Origin of the sequence: Kineococcus rhizosphaerae (assembly GCF_003002055.1) — a bacterium.
Lineage (GTDB): Bacteria > Actinomycetota > Actinomycetes > Actinomycetales > Kineococcaceae > Kineococcus > Kineococcus rhizosphaerae.
On the sequence record NZ_PVZF01000007.1, the window covers coordinates 161,991 to 178,482 of the forward strand.

Consider the following 16,492-nt stretch of genomic DNA (forward strand, 5'->3'; position numbering starts at 1 on the left):
CGACGCGCCCCTACCATGGCCCCATGGCTTCCAAGGTGGTCCCCGCACGGGGCATGCGCGACGTCCTGCCGGTCGAGAAGGCTCGCCGGGAGCACGCGCTGCACGTGATCCGGGAGGTCTACCGCTCGTTCGGCTTCGACGAGGTCGAGACGCCGGTCGTCGAGGAGCTGTCCCGGCTGGAGTCGGGGCAGGGCGGCGAGAACGAGAAGATGCTGTTCAAGGTCATGCGCCGGGGCCTGGCGGCCGACGAGCCGCTGCTGCCCGCCGACGCCGCCGACCTGGGCCTGCGCTTCGACCTCACCGTGCCCCTGACCAGGTACGTCGCGACGAACGCGGCGACGCTGCGGATGCCGTTCAAGGCGGTCCAGATCGGTCCGGTGTTCCGGGCCGAGCGACCGCAGAAGGGCCGCTACCGCCAGTTCGTCCAGTGCGACATCGACATCGTCGGTGAGGCCGGGACGCTGGCCGAGGTGGAACTCGTCACCGCGACCCACACGGCGCTCAGCCGGCTCGGGCTGACGGGGACGACGCTGCGCCTCAACGACCGCGGCGTCCTCACGGGCCTGCTGAACGGGTGCGGTTTCGCCGAGACCGACCACGGCAGCGTCCTCATCACGGTCGACAAGCTCGACAAGATCGCCCTCGACGGGGTCCTCGCGGAACTGCGCGCCAAGGGTTTCGGCGAGGAGCAGGTCGCTGCGCTGGAGAAGGCGCTGACCGACCTCCTGCCGCTGCGCGACGTCGCCCGGATCGGCGACGGCGCCCTGCCGTCCACCGTCCCCGCGACCTCGATCGCGAACCTGCAGGAGATCGCGGCCGCGCTGGCCGTCTCGGCGCCGGACCTGAACGTCGAGTTCGACGTGACGCTGGTGCGCGGGATGGGCTACTACACGGGGCCGATCTTCGAGATGTCGCTCGCGACCGGCGGTTCCTCGATCGCCGGGGGCGGGCGCTACGACAACATGGTCGGCCGGTTCTCCGGCCGGGACCTGCCCGCGGCGGGTTTCTCGATCGGGTTCGAGCGCATCGTCGACGAGATCGCGCTGCCCACCGACCCCGCCGGGGCCGTCGCCCTCGTCCACCCCGCGGGTGCCGACGCCGGTGCCCTGCTGCGCAAGCAGCAGGAACTGCGCGCCGGCGGGGCCCGTGTGGCCCTCGTCCGGCAGGCCAAGCGGATGCAGCCGCTGTTCGACGCGCTCGTCGCCGAGGGCTACACGCGGGTCGTGCGGGCCCGCACGAACGACGAGGGCGTGCTGGAGTTCTCCGAGCCGTCGGAGCTCAGCGCGAGCTGACGGGTGCCTGCAGGTGCTGGCTGAAGAACGCGAACACCTGCGGCATCGCCGCTTTGAAGGACGTCGTGAGGTGCTTGCCGCCGTCCTGCAGCGCGACCTGCGCGCTCGAGGGCGCCGTGACGAGGGCTGAGAACCGCTGCGCCTGCGTCACGTCCTCGGGGCTGTCGGTACCGGCGACGAGCAGCCACGCGAGGGTCCCGCCGAACCCGGGCGCCAGCGCCGAGGGGTACAGGGCCTGCACCGCGGGCGCCTTGTGCGGCAGGTTCGTCTCCATGTCGAAGTAGCCGGCGATGCTCACGACGGCGCCGTACTCCCCGGGGTGGCGCAGGGCGATGGCGGCGGCGCAGTAGGCCCCCGACGAGGCCCCCGCCGTCCCCCAGCCCTTCCCGGGCGGCAGGACGCGGAAGTCGTGCTGGACCATCGCCGGGACGTCGGTGTCGAGGAACGTGCCGACGGCGGGCTGCCCGGGCAGGTCGGTGCACTCGGTGTCGACGTCCTTGGAGACCTGCATCTCGGGCATGACGAACACGAACGGCAGCACCGAACCGTCGCGCGAGCCCTGGTCGACGACCTCCTGCGCCGAGTACGACCGGTCGGTCCAGTTGTTGTAGGTGGCCCCGTCGCCGCCGGGGTAGAGGAACAGCACGGGGAACTCGGTGTGCGCGTACCGCGGGTCGTCGTACTGCGGCGGCGTCCAGACCCACACCTTCATGCTGACGCCGGACGTCGCGCCGTGCAGCGTCGTCTCCCGGACGTCCTCGGCGCCGAAGTTCACGGTCGTGAACCGCTGGCCGTCGGGGGTCCGCGACGGGCTGGGCGAGGCCGACGCGGTGGTCGAGGTGGTGCTCGAGGTGGTGCTCGTGGTGGTGCTCGGAGAGCTGCCGGCGGAGGGGGAACGGCGGTGCTCGGGCATCGTGCGGTGCGACGGCGGCGCCGAGCACCCCACGACGAGCAGGGCCACACCGACGACAACGGGGAGTGCGCGCAACCTCACGCCCGGATCGTGCCGCACACCCCGCCCGGCCACGCCCTCCTGCACCGTTCCGACACCGGTCCCCCGCGAGATCCGGCACACGGCTCGCGCGGAGGACCGGGACCGGTCAGGCGGAGGTGAGCCGCGCGGTCGCGTGCCCCTGCCGGGTGGCGGCCAGCGTCAGTTCCTGCCGGTCCTCGAGGGCCCTGTCCTGCGTGGAGCGGACCTCGCGCGCGTCGAGGAAACCCCGGAGCCGCCCGGGGTCGTTCGTGATGATCCCGTCGACCCCGTGGCGCAGCAGGTCCGCCCACAACCGGGGCTCGTCGACGGTGTAGGGGTACGTCGCGACCCCCGCCGCGTGGTACTCGGCGACGACGTGCGGGCTGGCGACGAGAGCGGCGGCGTACGGGTTCACGGCGACGACCCCGAGCTCGGCCACGGCCCGGGCGGCCTGCTCGCGCGCCACCCCGGCCGGGGTGGACAGCGCCGTGAACGGGTCGCCCGCCAGGTCCTGGAACGACTGCTCGAGCTCGTCGGGGTCGACGGGGCCCGGGTGCAGCACCAGCAGCGCCCGGCGGACGTCCGGGGCGACGTCGCGCAGGGCGGCGACGGTCGTGCGGTCGAAGCTCTGGACGACGCTGCGCCCGGCCACCCCGGCCGTCCGCAGGGTCGCGACGGCCCCGGCCGCCTCGGCCGGTGTCCACGCGCCCTTGAACTCCACCAGCAGGCCGGCGGCGGGGAAGCGCGCCACGACGTCGACGACCTCGCGCAGCGTCGGGACGCGCTGCCCGGCGAACGCCGGGGCGAACCACGCCCCGGCGTCGGCGGTGCGCACGGCGGCGCTGGGCAGGTCCCCGACCGCACCCGGGGCGTCGGTGGTGCGGTCCAGGGTGGCGTCGTGCAGGACGACCGGGACCCCGTCGGCGTCGAGCCGGACGTCGAGCTCGAGGAGGTCCGCGCCGGCGCGCAGGGCCGCCTCGAACGCGGCGAGGGTGTTCTCGGGGGCCGCGGCGGAGTAGCCGCGGTGGGCGATCACGAGCGGTCGGGTCACGGGTCCAGGCTCCCAGGTGTCCGGGCGTCCGGTCAGGACTTCAGCAGCGGCTCGACGTCCGCCTCGTAGGACTGCTGGACCTCCTGCTGCGCGGTGCCCCACGCGTCCTTGGACGCGGTGCCCTGCAGCATGACCTTCTCCCAGGCCGTCACCGTGGACTGGTCCCCACCGGGGACGAAGACGCGCGCGTTGTCCTGCTTGCGGACGTTCTTCAGCTGGTCGACGGCGGTCTTGAACAGCGGCGTCTGCGCGTAGACCTCCTGCATCGGGCCGGAGTCCACGGCGCCGGTGGTGACGGGCATGTAGCCGGTGTTCTGCGAGAAGTACGCGGTGTTGTCGTCCTCGGCGAGGAACGCCAGGAACTTCGCGGCCGCGAGCTGCTGCTCGGGCGTGCGCTTGGCGGGGATCGCGAACCCGGCGCCCCCGGTGGGCGTGAACTGCCCGGCCGTGCCGCCGGGCAGGAACGCGTTGCCGACCTCGAAGTTCGCGGCCTTGAGGATGCCCGACAGCGACCCGGTCGAGCCGATGACGGAGGAGTACAGGCCCGCGCCGAAGTCGGAGGCCTGGTCGGAGGAGGAGACCGCGGCCCAGCCCTGCGTGATGTAGCCGCGCAGGTAGTCGCTGGCGGCGAGGACCTTCTCGCTGTCGACGGTCATCGTCCAGTCCTTCGACAGCGCCCCGCCCATGCCCCAGATGAGGTTCTGGTGGATCCAGGTCGCGTTGCCGGTGCCCTTGCCGAGGCCGTAGGGGGCCTGCGCGCCCGTGCCCGCCGCCTTCAGCTTCGGCAGCCACGTCGCGAACTCGTCCCAGGTGTCCGGGCCGCGGTCGGGCAGGCCGGCCGCGGACCAGTGGGCCTTGTTGTAGTAGAACACCGGCGTCGAGCGGCAGTAGGGGACGGCCCACTGCTCGTCCTGGTACTGGTAGTCGGCGTACAGGCCCTTCTGGTAGTTCTCGGTCTTCACCCCGGCGGCGGGCAGCAGCTCCTTCAGCGGGGCGAGCTGGTCGTTGAGGGCGTAGCGGAACCACCAGACGTCGCTGAGCAGCACCAGGTCCGGCAGGTCCGACCCCGTGAGCGCGGCCTGGAACTTCTGCGAGATCTCGTCGTAGTTCGACCCGGCGGTGACGAACTCGACCTTGATGTCGGCGTTCTCCTTCGCCCAGCGGGTCAGGAACTCCGCCTCGACTGCCTGGGAGGACCCGGGGTGGTTCGTCCAGATCGTGACGGTGTCGGCGGGGGTGACCTTCGACCAGTCCGTCGAGGAGGCCGAGGCGGTGCTGTCGTCGGACGCGGCCGTCGACGGGCCGGAGCAGGCGGCCAGGCCCAGGCCGGCGGCACCCAGGCCGACCAGGCCGAGGACCCCGCGGCGGGGCACGGCCACGTCGTTCAGCAGGTTGTTCACGGGACTCTCCAGGGTTTCGGTGGGTCAGTTCGCGAGGGCACCCGCGGCGAGACCCGCCACGAGACGCCGCTGGAAGAAGAGGAAGACGAGCAGGATCGGGAGCATGACCAGCACGGTCCCGGCCATGAGGACGCCCCAGTTGGTGATCCCGTCGTTGTTCTGCAGCAACGTCAGGCCCACGGGCAGGGTCATCATGGTCGAGCGGTCGGTGACGAGCAGCGGCCAGAGGTACTGGTTCCACTCGCCGACGACGGAGACGAGGGCGACGGCCGAGACGGTCGGCGCGGACAGCGGCACGACGAACTGCCACAGGCGCCGCCAGTGGCCCGCCCCGTCGAGGGTCGCGGCCTCCAGGACCGAGACGGGCAGGGTCTGGAAGTGCTGGCGGAACAGGAAGGTGCCGAGCGAGCTCGCGAGCCCGGGCACGACGATCCCCTGGTAGGTGTTCAGCCAGCCGGTCTGCGCGATGAGCGTGTAGTTCGGGATGAGCGTCACCTGCGGGGGGACCATGAGCGCCGCGAGCACGACGAGGAAGACGATCCGCTTGCCGGGGAACTCCACGAACACGAGCGCGTACGCGCACGTGAGGCCGAGGACGACCTTGAACCCCGCACCCAGCACGGTGGTGATGACGCTGTTCAGCAGGAAGTGCGCGAAGGGGACGGTCGCGAAGACGTCGGCGTAGTTCTGCCACTGCAGGGCGTGCGGCAGCCAGCGCGCGGGGATCGTGTAGATCTCGTTGCGCTGCTTGAGGGAGGCCAGCAGCATCCACAGCATCGGGACGACCATGACCAGAGCGGCGACCACGAGGCCGGCGTACCCGAGCACGTCGACGCGGCGCTTCGGTTCCCGCAGTTCCCGGCCGGACGACCGGGGGGCGGGGATGCGCCCCGAGCCCGACGTGGTCCTCTGCTCCACGCTCACCGGTAGTGCACCTTCCGTTCCACGACGACCATCTGGACGATCGTCACGACGAGCAGGGCGAGGAACAGCAGGGTCGCGATGGCCGAAGCGTACCCGGCGGAACCGTTCACGAACGCCTCCTGGTAGACCTGGTAGACCATCGTCGTCGTGCCCTCCAGCGGGCCGCCCTTGGTCATCGCGCGGATGATGTCGAAGGACCCGCCGGCGTTGGACTCGATGAACACCGTGACGCCCAGGAAGAACGTCGTGGGCGACAGCAGCGGGAAGACGATCGACCAGAACTGCCGCAGGGGGGACGCGCCGTCGATCTGGGCGGCCTCGAGGAGGTCGGCGGGAACCGACTGCAGCGCCGCCAGGTAGATGATGGCGACGTACCCGACGTACTTCCACAGGTAGACGACGCAGACCATGGCCAGCGCCCAGTCCGGGTCGTTGTACCAGTTCGGCGAGCCCAGGCCGACGGCGCGCAGCAGGCCGGAGACCAGGCCGTACTGCGGGTCGAAGACGAACAGCCAGCACATGCCGACGGCGACCCCGGACAGCACGTAGGGGGCGAACACGACGGCGCGGACGAACGTCCGGCCGCGCAGCCTCCGGTCCAGGAGGCGGGCCATCGCCAGCCCCAGGGCCATGCAGCCGCCGACGGTGACGACCGCGAACACCAGCGTCGTCAGCAGGACCGTCGGGGTCTTCGGGTCGTGGAAGTAGTTCACGTAGTTCTGCAGCCCGACGAACGTCGCGCGGTCGGACCCCAGGTTCCAGTGCAGCAGCGAGTACTGCACGTTCTGGACGAGGGGTTTGTAGACGAAGAGGACGAGGAGCGCGACGTTGGGCCCCGCCAGGAGCAGGAAGGTTCCCCACGACTTCCACGGGATGGTCCGGTGGCGTGTTGCGGGAACCTGGTGGAGGGTCGTCAACGCGACCTCCTCCCAGGACGGAGTGGGCTGGACGCAGGGAACAGTAGTTCGGGTTCCCCACCCCTCCCGACCACTCCCGCACCCGGAGCCGCAACGGTCACCAGGTGTTCACCTGGCGGGGTCCGGCGGCGGGTTCAGGTCACCGCGCGTTCACCCGGCGGGGATCCCGGGGGCTGGCAGTGGGGGCACCACCAGGTCCGGCGCCGTTCGGCGTCCCCGGGCACCTCGGCCTCCACGAGGATCGTCGTGCCGCACCGCAGGCACGGTTTCCCGGCCCGCCCCGAGACCCAGTGCTGGCGTCCGGGCCGGGTGTCGCCCGTGGTGACCTGCGGCGCCCCGGACGGCCCCACGGAGAACGTCAGGAGCTTCACGGCGAGGCGCACGAGCGGTTCGAGCTCGACCTCGCCCACGGGCGTCCGCGGGGAGCGACCGCGCAGGAAGCAGAGCTCGTCGGCCCACAGGTTCCCGAGGCCCGCGAGGTTGCGCTGGTCGAGCAGGGCCGCCTTGAGCCCGCGCTCCGGACGGCGGGCCAGGTTCGCCACGGCGGCCGCGACCCGGTCGTCCACGGACCGGTCCCCGTCGAGGAGGTCGGGGCCGAGGTGCCCGACGACGTCGGCCTCCCGGGCCGTCGGCAGGAGCTCGACGACGGGCATCCGCAGCGCCACCGCGGTGGGGCCGTCGGTGGCGAGCAGCACCCGCACGTCGGGCCACAGCCGGTGCGGCAGCCGCTTGCCGGGCCCCAGGACGGTCCACTCGCCGTCCATCCGCAGGTGGGTGTGCAGGGTCGTGGGCTCGGCCCCGGGACCGGCGAAGCGGGTCAGCAGGTGCTTGCCGCGGGAGGCGACGCCGAGGATCCGCGCACCGCGCAGGTCGGCCGTCGCGAACCGGGGGACCCGCAGGTCGCTGCGCTCGACGGTGCGCCCGGCCAGCCGGGCGTTCAGCCGCCGGGCCAGCAGGAAGACCGTGTCACCTTCGGGCACGGGCCCACCGTGCCCGACGGCGGCGGCGCCTGCACCACGAGTCCCGCGCGATGAGTGGCTGGGTGCGCCGCGGGGGGTGAAGCTGAGGCATGAGCTCGCGACGGCTGCCCCTCCTCGTGGCGTTCTGCGTCCTGGTGGTCGGGGTCCTGACCGTCCTGGCCGTGGCCGCGGTGCCGACCCACCGCCGGGTGCCCACCCGGACCACCGTGCCGCAGCAGTTCCCCGGCCCCAGCCGGCTGACCGCCTCGCTGGCCACGAACCCCGTGGGCCGGGCCGTGGCCCTCTACCGGCAGGGCACGGGCCTGGCCCTCGCCGGCTCGACGCAGACCCTCGTCCTCGGCAGCGACGGCGGCACGGTCCGCCGGCTGGACGGCGGGCGCGGTGGCACCGGGGCCGCGGGGGCGGACACGGCGTCGTTGTCGCCGGACGGGCGGACGGTGGCGGTGGGCAGCCACCGCCTGAGCGGTGGCGCGGACGTCACCCTCGTCGACCTGGCCAGCGGGCAGACGCGCTCCTACGTGGTCCCCCGCGTCCTGGGCGTCGTCCCGGTGGCCTGGAGCGCCGACGCCTCCCGGCTGGCCTACCTCGGGACCGCCGGGCCCTCGGCGCACCCGGCCGGGCAGCTGTTCGTGTTCGACGTGGCCTCCCACCGGGCCGTCCCCGTCCCGGGGGCCGACGTGGTGACGTCGGCGGCGTTCTCCCCCGACGGGACGCGGCTGGCGATCCAGTCCCCCGGTGCGTCGGCGGTGCGGGTCGTGGACCCGCGCACGGGCACGGGCACGGCACTGCCCGTGCCGGACGGCGAGCACCTCGCCGGCGGTGCCGCGTGGTCGCCGGACGGGGACCTGATCGCCGTCTCCGACGGTGACCGGCGCCTCGACTTCGTCCCCACGCAGCCCGGGCGCCCGGCGCCCGCCCCGCTCACCTCCGCCGGTGACGTGCTGGGCTGGTCCTCCGGGTCCACCGTCGTCCACGCGCGTCCGGCGGCGACGGGCGCCGGGGAGTTCCGCGTCGAGCGGACCGACGTGCGCACGGGGACGACCACCGCGTTCTGGTCCGTCCCCACCCCCGCCGGCCTCGACGTCAGCGGGGTGTCGCTGGCCACGGCGCTGCTGCCGGGGGCGACGCCGGTGCCGTCCGTCCCGGCGGACCGCGGACCGTGGCCGGTCGGCCTGCGGGTGGTGCTGGTCGTCGGCGCGGCGCTGCTGTCGGTGCCCGCGGTGGTCGGTCTGCGGCGGCGCTACGACGAGTTCCGCCGCATCGACGCCGCGCCGGAGTGGGCCCGCGACGTCAGCCGGGGGTGAGTCCGCCGACTCGCCTCCCCTCGGTGCTCCCGCGCCTCGCACACGTGGGACCCCGTCCCGCGTCCGGGGAGGGGGTCCCACGTGTGCGAGGCGCGGGAACTTCAGGAGGCGGAGAAGCGGAGTTCGGTGACGGACCGGAACTCCTCCCCGGCCAGCAGCACCGTCGTCGGGAACCCGGGGTGGTGGGGGGCGTCGGGGAAACCCTGCGTCTCCAGTGCCAGGCCGGCGCGCGGCCCGTACGTCGCGCCCGCCTTGCCGACGAGCGTCCCGGCCAGCGAGCCCCCCGTGAAGAACTGCACGCCCGGCTGGTCGGTCCACACCTCCAGGGTGCGGCCGGAGACGGGTTCGGTGACGACGGCGGCCAGGCTCGGCTCGCGGGTCCCGCCGGGGGTGGTGGCCAGGACGTAGCAGTGGTCGAACCCCTGGCCGAGGGCGAGCTGCGGGTCGTCCAGCTCGACGCGGTAGCCGACGGGGACGGCCTCGCGCAGGTCGAACGGCGTGCCCTCGACCGGGCGGAACTCCCCCGTCGGCAGTCCCGTCCCCTCCAGCGGCAGGAACGTGTCGGCCAGGACCCGGACGAGGTGCGGGTCGACCGTTCCGGACCCGTCGCCCGCGAGGTTCCAGTAGGCGTGGTTGGTGAGGTTCACGACGGTCGTGGCGTCCGTCGTGGCGACGTACTCGGTCGTCAGCCGGCCCTCGTGCAGCCGGTACGTGACGTGGACGGACAGCGCGCCCGGGAACCCGTTGTCCCCGTCGGGGCTGAGCAGCGAGAACCGGACGCCGCAGGCGCCGTCGAGGGTGTGGGCGCTCCACACCTTCTCCGAGAACGGGTGCGGACCGCCGTGGATCGCGTTGCCCCGGTCGGTGGGGGGGACCGTGACGGTCCGGCCGTCGAGGTCGAACGTGCCGCCGGCGATGCGGTTGGCGAACCGCCCGATCGTGGCGCCGAAGGACCGTCCCTTCCCCGTGTAGGGGGCCAGGTCGGCGAACCCCAGCGCGACGTCGGCGCGGACGCCGTCGCGGTCGGGGGCCAGGACGGACTGGATGCGCGCGCCGTGCTCGACGAGCCCGACCTGCAGCACGCCGTCGTCCAGGACCCAGCGCCCGACGGGGGTCCCGTCCTCGAGCTCGCCCCACCGCGCGTCGACCGTCACCGCACCCTCGGAGTTCTCCACGGACGGGACGCTACCGGTGACCGCCGCACGCAGCCGCCCGGACCACCGAGCTCACGACGACCCCGAACCCGCCGAGGACGAGGACACCCGCGGCCCAGTACCTCCAGTCGAACGCGAGACCGAACAGCTCGTGGAGACCGACGGCCGCGCCGACCGCCACGAGGACGAGGCCGGCGAGGACGGCGCCGAGGTTCGGGCCCGACGGCGGGGTGGGCGGCGGGACGGGGGTGGGCACGTCGTTCACGGCTGCTCCAGGGTGCTCGAGCCGGCGGTACCGAGCCGGACCTCGCCGGCCCACGCCGCGGCGTGCAGTTCGGGCGTCCTGGCCGGGACGGTCCAGTCGTCGGGGTCGTCACCGCGGACCTGGACCGAGCCCGCGAGCCGCGCGGCGTCCGGTCCGACGGCGAAGACGGACCGCAGGTGCACGCCACCGGCCGCCGCCGCGGCGGCCGTCTCGCCGGGGCCGACCTCTACCACGGCGCCCTCCTGCCAGCGCAGGCTCCCGGCCAGGACCGTCACGTCGACGAGGACGGTCGCGTCGGCGGGGACGAGGACGTCGAGCCGGCCCGCCGCGATCGTCGCGGTCGCGGAGGTCGCCGGGGACGCGAGGCGGGACGGGTCGACCGTGAGGTACCCGACGGCGGAACTCAACCCCGTCGACCCCGCGGTGGGGGCCCAGGTGCGCTCGACCTGCCACGTCCAGTTCGACGACGGCGGCACGAGGGCGGCGGCGACGGCGCAGAACGCGGCCGGCCAGGCCAGGCCCACGAGGGCCGTGCGGCGCCCGCGGAGCCCGGCGACGACGGCGCCCAGCCCCAGGACGACGACGAACGCGGACAGCGCCAGCGGCAGCGCGCGCCCCTCGAGACCGGTGACGAGCCCGGTGACGACGACGGCCCCGGCGGCCAGCAGCGCCAGGCCGAAGACCGCGGCGCCGAGCAGCGGCGAGCCGGGACGACGGCGGGCCTGGGCGCGGGCGGCCTGCTCCTGCGCCTTCTCCCGGGCCCGGTCGCCGGCCTCGCGCGCCTTCTCCCGCGCGCGCTCGGCGGCCTCGCGGGCCTTCTCCTGCGCCTGCTCGCGAGCCTCCTGACGGGCGGCGGCACGGCGTTCGGTGGGCGACCCGAAACCCGCCTGGGGCCCGGGGACCGGTTCCGGCGCGGGCGTCTCCTTCACCAGCGAGACGGGCCGGGCGGGCCGTTCGAGCGCCGGGACGGCGAAACCCCGCAGGAGCCACCAGCCGAGGAGGCCGACCAGACCGGTGATGAGGAAACCCCAGCCGGGCCCGCGCCAGTCCCCGTTGAAGACCCCGAGCAGGGCGCGGGGCAGGACGAGGTCGGCGACGATCAGCAGCCCGGACAGCCACGCGGCGCCCGACAGCTCACCGCGCAGGGCCGCTTCGACCTCGATCCGGCCGTCCGGTTCCCGGTCCGGCAGGAGCAGCCAGCAGGCCCCGTACAGCGCGAGCCCGAGACCGCCGACGACGGTCAGCGCGACGAGGACCCCGCGGACCAGCAACGGGTCGATCCCCAGCCGTTCGGCCAGGCCCCCGCAGACGCCCGCGAACCAGCGGTCCGGCGACCGGCGGACGCCGGTGGACCGGACGGCCGCGAAGAACTTCGCGTCCTGGCGGACGGGGGTGGTGCTCACGGGTCGACCCTCCCACTCCGGGCCGCGGGTCAGAACACCCAGCCGAGGCCGAGGAGGCCGTTGCCGAACACGAGGTCGAGCACGACGAGGCCGATGGCCAGGACGAGCGGGGCGGAGACGTCGCCGCGCAGCGCGGCCTGGGCCTCGATGCGGCCGGTCGCGTCGGGCAGCAGGGCCCACGCCAGGCCGTACAGGCCCAGCCCGATGCCGCCGAAGAGGGACAGCACGACGAAGGCGACGCGGACGACGTTGACGTTGACGCCGGCCCGGTCGGCGAGGCCGCCGGCGACGCCCGCGACCCAGCGGTCGCGGCTGCGGACGAGGCGGGTGCGGCGGACGCCGGTGAAGAAGCGGTCGGCGGCGGTGCGGGCGGCGGGTTCGTGGACGGTCTCGCTCATCGGGATCTCCTGCTGGTCGTGTCCGGGGGTCTTGTCGAAGCTGAGGTGCTCGGTCGAGGTCATGGCTCAACCCTGGCCGCCGGGGACCCCCGGGCACATCGGGGACGACCCTGAGCGGACCCTGAACCCGCCCGTCGGGGGATCCCCCGGGGTCGGGCGCGTGCCACGATCGGGGCGTGAGCACGCAGACGACCCACGCGCCCGGGCGAGGGCAGGTGCAGCGGCCGCCCCTGCTGCGCCGCACCGAGCACCGGCGGGTCGCGGGCGTGGCCGCCGGGATCGCCGCGCACACGCAGGTCCCGGTGACGAAGGTGCGCACGGCGTTCGCCGCAGCGGCCTTCCTCGGCGGCTTCGGCGTCGTCCTCTACGTCGTCCTGGGGCTGCTGCTGACGGACGAGCGCGAACTCGACCTGCCGCCCGAGCAGCGTTCCGACACGGCGGGATGGGTTCTCGCGCACCGCAACACCCTCACCGGCGTCGCGCTCGTCGTGGGCGTCGGGCTCGTGCCGGCCATGAACCTCGTGCACGGGTCGTCGCGGTTCGTCGTGCCGCTGGTCGTCGGGGGCGCGGGGGTCGTGCTCGCCTGGAGCCAGCTCGACGCGACGCGCCGGCGCCGGCTCGTGGAGGGTTCCGGCGACGGGCGCGGCGCGGTGCTGCGCGTCCTGGCCGGCGCCACGCTCGTCGTGGTCGGCGCGAGCCTGGTGTTCGTCCTGGTCGGCGACGTCGGGACGTTCTGGCAGTCGACCCTGGCCGGGGCGGTCGTGCTCGGCGGGGTGGGTCTCGTCGCCGCCCCCTGGGTCGTGCGGTTGTGGCAGGACCTCGGCGCCGAGCGTGCCGCCCTCGCCCGCGAGCAGCAGCGCGCCGAGTTCGCCGCCCACGTGCACGACTCCGTGCTGCAGACCCTGGCCCTCATCCAGAAGCGCGCGGGGGACCCGGGCGAGGTCGCGCGGCTGGCCCGCCGGCAGGAACGGGAACTGCGCCAGTGGCTGTACGGCGACCACGGCACGACCGCGGGGACCCTGGGGGCCGCGCTGCGGGCCGCGGCCAGCGAGGTCGAGGACGTCTCGGGGGCCGTCGTTGAGGTCGTCCTCGTGGGCGACCTCGACAACCGCGAGCTCGACCGGGGGCTGTCGGCGCTGGCCCAGGCCGCCCGTGAGGCGCTGCTGAACGCCGGCCGGCACGCGGGCGGGACGGTGTCGCTGTACGGCGAGACCGTCGGCGCCGGCCCGTCGTCGGCCATCGAGGTGTTCGTCCGCGACCGCGGGAAGGGTTTCGACCTCGACCAGATCCCCGGCGACCGGCTCGGCGTGCGGGAGTCCATCCTCGGGCGCATGCAGCGCGCCGGGGGTTCGGCCTCGATCCGGCGCCCCGCCGACGGGGGCACCGAGGTCACGTTGCGCGTCCCTGGAGGGGTTTCTTGATCACCGTCCTCGTCGTCGACGACCACCGCATGGTGCGCTCGGGCGTCCGCGCGGAACTGTCCACGGCCGACGACCTCGAGGTCGTCGGCGAGGCCGCGGACGTCGCGGGCGCGGTCGCGGCCGTCGCCCGCTGGCGGCCGGACGTCGTGCTGCTCGACGTGCACCTGCCGCTGGGCCCGGACGAGAACCCCGCCCCGGGTGCCGGGTCCGGCGGCGCGCAGGTCCTCGCGCAGTGCGCCGAGTTCCTCACCGCCACTCCCCCGGTGCGCTTCCTCGCCCTGTCGGTCTCCGACGCGGCCGACGACGTGATCGCCGTGATCCGCCGCGGTGCACGGGGTTACGTGACGAAGACGATCAGCGGCGACGACCTCGCCGCGGCCGTGCGGCGCGTCGCCGACGGGGACGCGGTGTTCTCGCCCCGGCTGGCGGGTTTCGTCCTCGACGCGTTCGGCGCCGGGGCCGGGGAGGTCGCGGCGGCCGACGACGAGCTGGACCGGTTGTCGGCGCGCGAACGCGAGGTCATGCGCCTCATCGCGCGCGGCTACGCGTACAAGGAGGTCGCGAAGGAGTTGTTCATCTCCGTCAAGACCGTCGAGACGCACGTGTCGGCGGTGCTGCGCAAGCTGCAGCTGTCCAACCGCAACGAACTCACCCGGTGGGCGGCGGCGCGGCGACTCCTCTGAACGTGCGCGGTCCGTCCGGACCCTCCATGATCGTCGGGTGGGACGACGTGTCGGGGTCGAGGAGGAGTTCCTGCTGGTCGACGCCGGGACCGGACGGGCCACGCTCGACGGTCCGGCCGTCGCCGCCGCGGCCGACGAGCAGACCGAGCTGCAACGCCAGCAGGTCGAGACCGGGACCGCCCCGCACACCGACCTCGCCGACGTCCGGGCCGACCTGACGGCCCGGCGGGCGCGGGTCGCGGCGCTCGCCGCGGACTCCGGGAGCCGGCTGCTCGCCCTGGCGACCCACCCGTTGCCGACCGAGCCCGTCGTCACCGAGGGGGACCGCTACCAGCGCCTGGTCGAGGCGTACGGGTTGCTGGCGCGCGAGCAGCTGACGTGCGGCTGCCACGTGCACGTCGAGGTGCCCGACCGCGACGAGGCCGTCGCCGTGCTGGACCGCGTCCGGCCCTGGACGGCCGTGCTCCTGGCGCTGTCGTCGAACTCCCCGTTCTGGCAGGGCGAGGAGTCCGGGTACGCCTCCTACCGCGCCCGGGTGTGGGACCGCTGGCCGACCGCCGGGCCGACGCCGGCCTTCGGCGACGCCGCCGGGTACGACCGGGCCGCGGAGCGGTTGCTGGCGACGGGGGTCCCCCTGGACCCGGGTCAGCTCTACTACGACGTGCGGGTCTCGGCGACGCAGCCGACGGTGGAGGTCCGGGTCGCCGACGTGTGCCTGCGGGCCGGGGACGCGGTGCTGCTGGCGGGCCTCGCCCGGGCCCTGGTCGAGACCGCGGCGCGCGAGGCCGCCGACGGGCGGGGCGTGCCGGACGTGTCGGTCGCCGAGCTGCGGGCCGCGTCGTGGCGGGCCTCGCACGACGGGCTGGGCGGGGTGCTCGTCTCCCCCCGCTCGGGCCGGCCCGCCTCCGCGGCCGAGGTGGTGCGCGAGCTGGTGGACCACGTCGCACCGGTGCTGCGGGAGGACGGGGACGAGGGGTTCGTCACCGAGGGCCTGGCCGGGCTGGCCCGGCGCGGGACCGGTGCGGACTGGCAGCGCGCCGCCGCGGCCTCCTCCGGGCCGGCCGGGATGGTCGCGCGGGCGGTCGAGGTCACGCAGGAGGGGTGACCGGCGTTGACCGGGACGTGGGTGGTCCCTACCCTTTGGACCGGTCCACCCGCCTCCCCGAAAGGACAGAGATGTCCCAGCCCGTCCGCTTCGCGCTCCTCGGCACCGGCCGCATCGGCCAGGTCCACGCGGCGTCCATCCACCGCAGCGAGGACGCCGTCCTGACGGTGGCCGCCGACGCGGTCGTCGCCGGCGCGGAACGCACGGTCGCCCGGTACGGCGGGCGCGCCACGGCCGACCCGTTCGCGGCGATCGCCGCCGACGACGTCGACGCGGTCGTCATCGCCTCCCCCACGCCCACCCACGTGGACCTGCTCAGCGCGGCCCTCGACGCCGGCAAGGCCGTGCTGTGCGAGAAGCCGATCGACCTCGACATCACGCGCGTCGACGCGGTCCGCGAACGTGCGCGCGCCGCGCAGCAGCCCGTCGTCCTGGGGTTCAACCGGCGGTTCGACCCGCACTTCGCCGAACTGCGCCGCCGCGTGCGGGCCGGGGAGATCGGGCGCCTGGAGCACCTCGCGATCACCAGCCGCGACCCCGAGCCGCCGCCGGCGGAGTACGTCGCGGTCTCCGGCGGCATCTTCCGCGACATGACGATCCACGACTTCGACACGGCCCGTTCGTTCGTGCCGGAGATCGTGGCGGTGACGGCGGTCGGGTTGCGGCAGTTCAGCGAGCCGATCGCCGCCGCGGGCGACTTCGACGCGGCCGTCGTGACCCTCGTGGGCTCGGCGGGCGAGTCGGTCACCATCACGAACTCCCGGCACAGCGCCTACGGCTACGACCAGCGGATCGAGGCGTTCGGGCCCGGCGGGTCGCTGGAGGTCGGGAACGTGACGCCCACCCTCGTGCGTGCCTCGACCGGGGAGCGCAGTTCCACGGGTGAGCCGTACCGGCGGTTCTTCCTCGAGCGCTACCGCGAGGCGTACGAGCTGGAACTCGCGGCGTTCGTCGCGGCGGTGCGGGGCGAGGACACGTCCGCGAACCCGAGCCCCGGTTTCGAGGACGGCCGCGCCGCGCTGCTGCTGGCCGACGCCGCTGACCTGTCCGCCCGCGAGGGCCGGACGGTCCCCGTCGACCTGTCCTGACCCTCCGCCCGAGGCACACCTCGCGCCCGCACTGCGAGTTCCCCGGGGCGCGAGGTGTGCCTTCGGCCGTCAGACGGGCACGTCGAGGGCGCAAGGTGTGCTTCGCGCGGAGACCCGGCCAGTGCAGGCCGTGT

Annotated in this window: 16 protein-coding genes; 6 read left to right on the plus strand and 10 right to left on the minus strand. The window is 74.4% G+C overall.

Translation table 11 applies throughout. The annotated features are described in order from the left end of the window. Positions 1 to 23 precede the first annotated feature (23 nt). Positions 24 to 1,292, plus strand: a complete 1,269-nt coding sequence (hisS, locus tag CLV37_RS14790) for a histidine--tRNA ligase (protein WP_106211686.1) — start codon at positions 24 to 26, stop codon at positions 1,290 to 1,292. On the opposite strand, the gene CLV37_RS14795 is transcribed toward hisS, so the two are convergent. From CLV37_RS14795 to CLV37_RS14820, 6 genes are all read right to left on the minus strand, one after another. Continuing rightward, entirely contained in the window at positions 1,279 to 2,286 is a 1,008-nt protein-coding gene (locus CLV37_RS14795; RefSeq protein ID WP_146149422.1) for an alpha/beta hydrolase, read from the minus strand. The genes hisS and CLV37_RS14795 overlap by 14 nt on opposite strands. Positions 2,287 to 2,392: 106 nt before the next feature. Next, positions 2,393 to 3,316: a glycerophosphodiester phosphodiesterase gene (locus tag CLV37_RS14800; RefSeq protein WP_211298663.1), complete on the minus strand. Its 924-nt coding sequence runs from the start codon at positions 3,314 to 3,316 to the stop codon at positions 2,393 to 2,395. Between the two features lie 32 nt (positions 3,317 to 3,348). After that, on the minus strand, positions 3,349 to 4,716 hold the full coding sequence (locus CLV37_RS14805; RefSeq protein WP_245885418.1) for an ABC transporter substrate-binding protein: 1,368 nt from the start codon (positions 4,714 to 4,716) through the stop codon (positions 3,349 to 3,351). A 24-nt stretch (positions 4,717 to 4,740) separates the two neighbouring features. After that, positions 4,741 to 5,640, minus strand: a complete 900-nt coding sequence (locus tag CLV37_RS14810) for a carbohydrate ABC transporter permease (protein ID WP_106211690.1) — start codon at positions 5,638 to 5,640, stop codon at positions 4,741 to 4,743. Further along, positions 5,637 to 6,557: a carbohydrate ABC transporter permease gene (locus CLV37_RS14815; RefSeq protein WP_106211692.1), complete on the minus strand. Its 921-nt coding sequence runs from the start codon at positions 6,555 to 6,557 to the stop codon at positions 5,637 to 5,639. The genes CLV37_RS14810 and CLV37_RS14815 overlap by 4 nt, the downstream gene beginning before the upstream one ends. Before the next feature lie 134 nt (positions 6,558 to 6,691). Continuing rightward, complete coding sequence (locus CLV37_RS14820; protein WP_106211694.1) at positions 6,692 to 7,537, minus strand: DNA-formamidopyrimidine glycosylase family protein; 846 nt, start codon at positions 7,535 to 7,537, stop codon at positions 6,692 to 6,694. 89 nt (positions 7,538 to 7,626) lie between these two features. Here CLV37_RS14820 and CLV37_RS14825 point away from each other — a divergent pair, with 89 nt between their 5' ends. Continuing rightward, the gene (locus CLV37_RS14825) at positions 7,627 to 8,841 is read left to right on the plus strand and encodes a WD40 repeat domain-containing protein (RefSeq protein WP_106211696.1); all 1,215 of its coding nucleotides are present in this window, start codon (positions 7,627 to 7,629) and stop codon (positions 8,839 to 8,841) included. A 101-nt stretch (positions 8,842 to 8,942) separates the two neighbouring features. Here CLV37_RS14825 and CLV37_RS14830 read toward each other — a convergent pair whose 3' ends face one another. From CLV37_RS14830 to CLV37_RS28150, 4 genes are read right to left on the minus strand one after another with little or no spacing between them, the layout of a single operon-like run. Further along, positions 8,943 to 10,016 (minus strand): aldose epimerase family protein, encoded by a 1,074-nt coding sequence (locus CLV37_RS14830; RefSeq protein ID WP_170127283.1) that lies wholly within the window; start codon positions 10,014 to 10,016, stop codon positions 8,943 to 8,945. Positions 10,017 to 10,026: 10 nt separating this feature from the next. Then, positions 10,027 to 10,260 carry a hypothetical protein gene (locus CLV37_RS14835; protein ID WP_106211700.1) on the minus strand — a complete coding sequence of 78 codons (234 nt, stop codon included), beginning with the start codon at positions 10,258 to 10,260 and terminating at the stop codon, positions 10,027 to 10,029. Continuing rightward, the gene (locus tag CLV37_RS28145; RefSeq protein ID WP_211298664.1) at positions 10,257 to 11,663 is read right to left on the minus strand and encodes a PspC domain-containing protein; all 1,407 of its coding nucleotides are present in this window, start codon (positions 11,661 to 11,663) and stop codon (positions 10,257 to 10,259) included. The genes CLV37_RS14835 and CLV37_RS28145 overlap by 4 nt, the downstream gene beginning before the upstream one ends. 29 nt (positions 11,664 to 11,692) lie before the next feature. Beyond that, positions 11,693 to 12,124, minus strand: coding sequence for a PspC domain-containing protein (locus tag CLV37_RS28150; RefSeq protein WP_106211702.1), 432 nt, complete (start codon positions 12,122 to 12,124; stop codon positions 11,693 to 11,695). 113 nt (positions 12,125 to 12,237) lie between these two features. Between CLV37_RS28150 and CLV37_RS14850 the strand changes: the two genes are divergently transcribed. The 4 genes from CLV37_RS14850 to CLV37_RS14865 all read left to right on the plus strand — a co-directional run bounded on the left by CLV37_RS14850 (position 12,238) and on the right by CLV37_RS14865 (position 16,358). Next, positions 12,238 to 13,482 (plus strand): sensor histidine kinase, encoded by a 1,245-nt coding sequence (locus tag CLV37_RS14850; protein ID WP_211298665.1) that lies wholly within the window; start codon positions 12,238 to 12,240, stop codon positions 13,480 to 13,482. Between the two features lie 29 nt (positions 13,483 to 13,511). Next, positions 13,512 to 14,165 (plus strand): LuxR C-terminal-related transcriptional regulator, encoded by a 654-nt coding sequence (locus CLV37_RS14855; RefSeq protein ID WP_425433623.1) that lies wholly within the window; start codon positions 13,512 to 13,514, stop codon positions 14,163 to 14,165. 37 nt (positions 14,166 to 14,202) lie between these two features. After that, positions 14,203 to 15,270: a carboxylate-amine ligase gene (locus CLV37_RS14860; RefSeq protein ID WP_106211706.1), complete on the plus strand. Its 1,068-nt coding sequence runs from the start codon at positions 14,203 to 14,205 to the stop codon at positions 15,268 to 15,270. Between the two features lie 71 nt (positions 15,271 to 15,341). Next, on the plus strand, positions 15,342 to 16,358 hold the full coding sequence (locus tag CLV37_RS14865) for a Gfo/Idh/MocA family protein (protein ID WP_106211708.1): 1,017 nt from the start codon (positions 15,342 to 15,344) through the stop codon (positions 16,356 to 16,358). Positions 16,359 to 16,492: the final 134 nt, after the last annotated feature.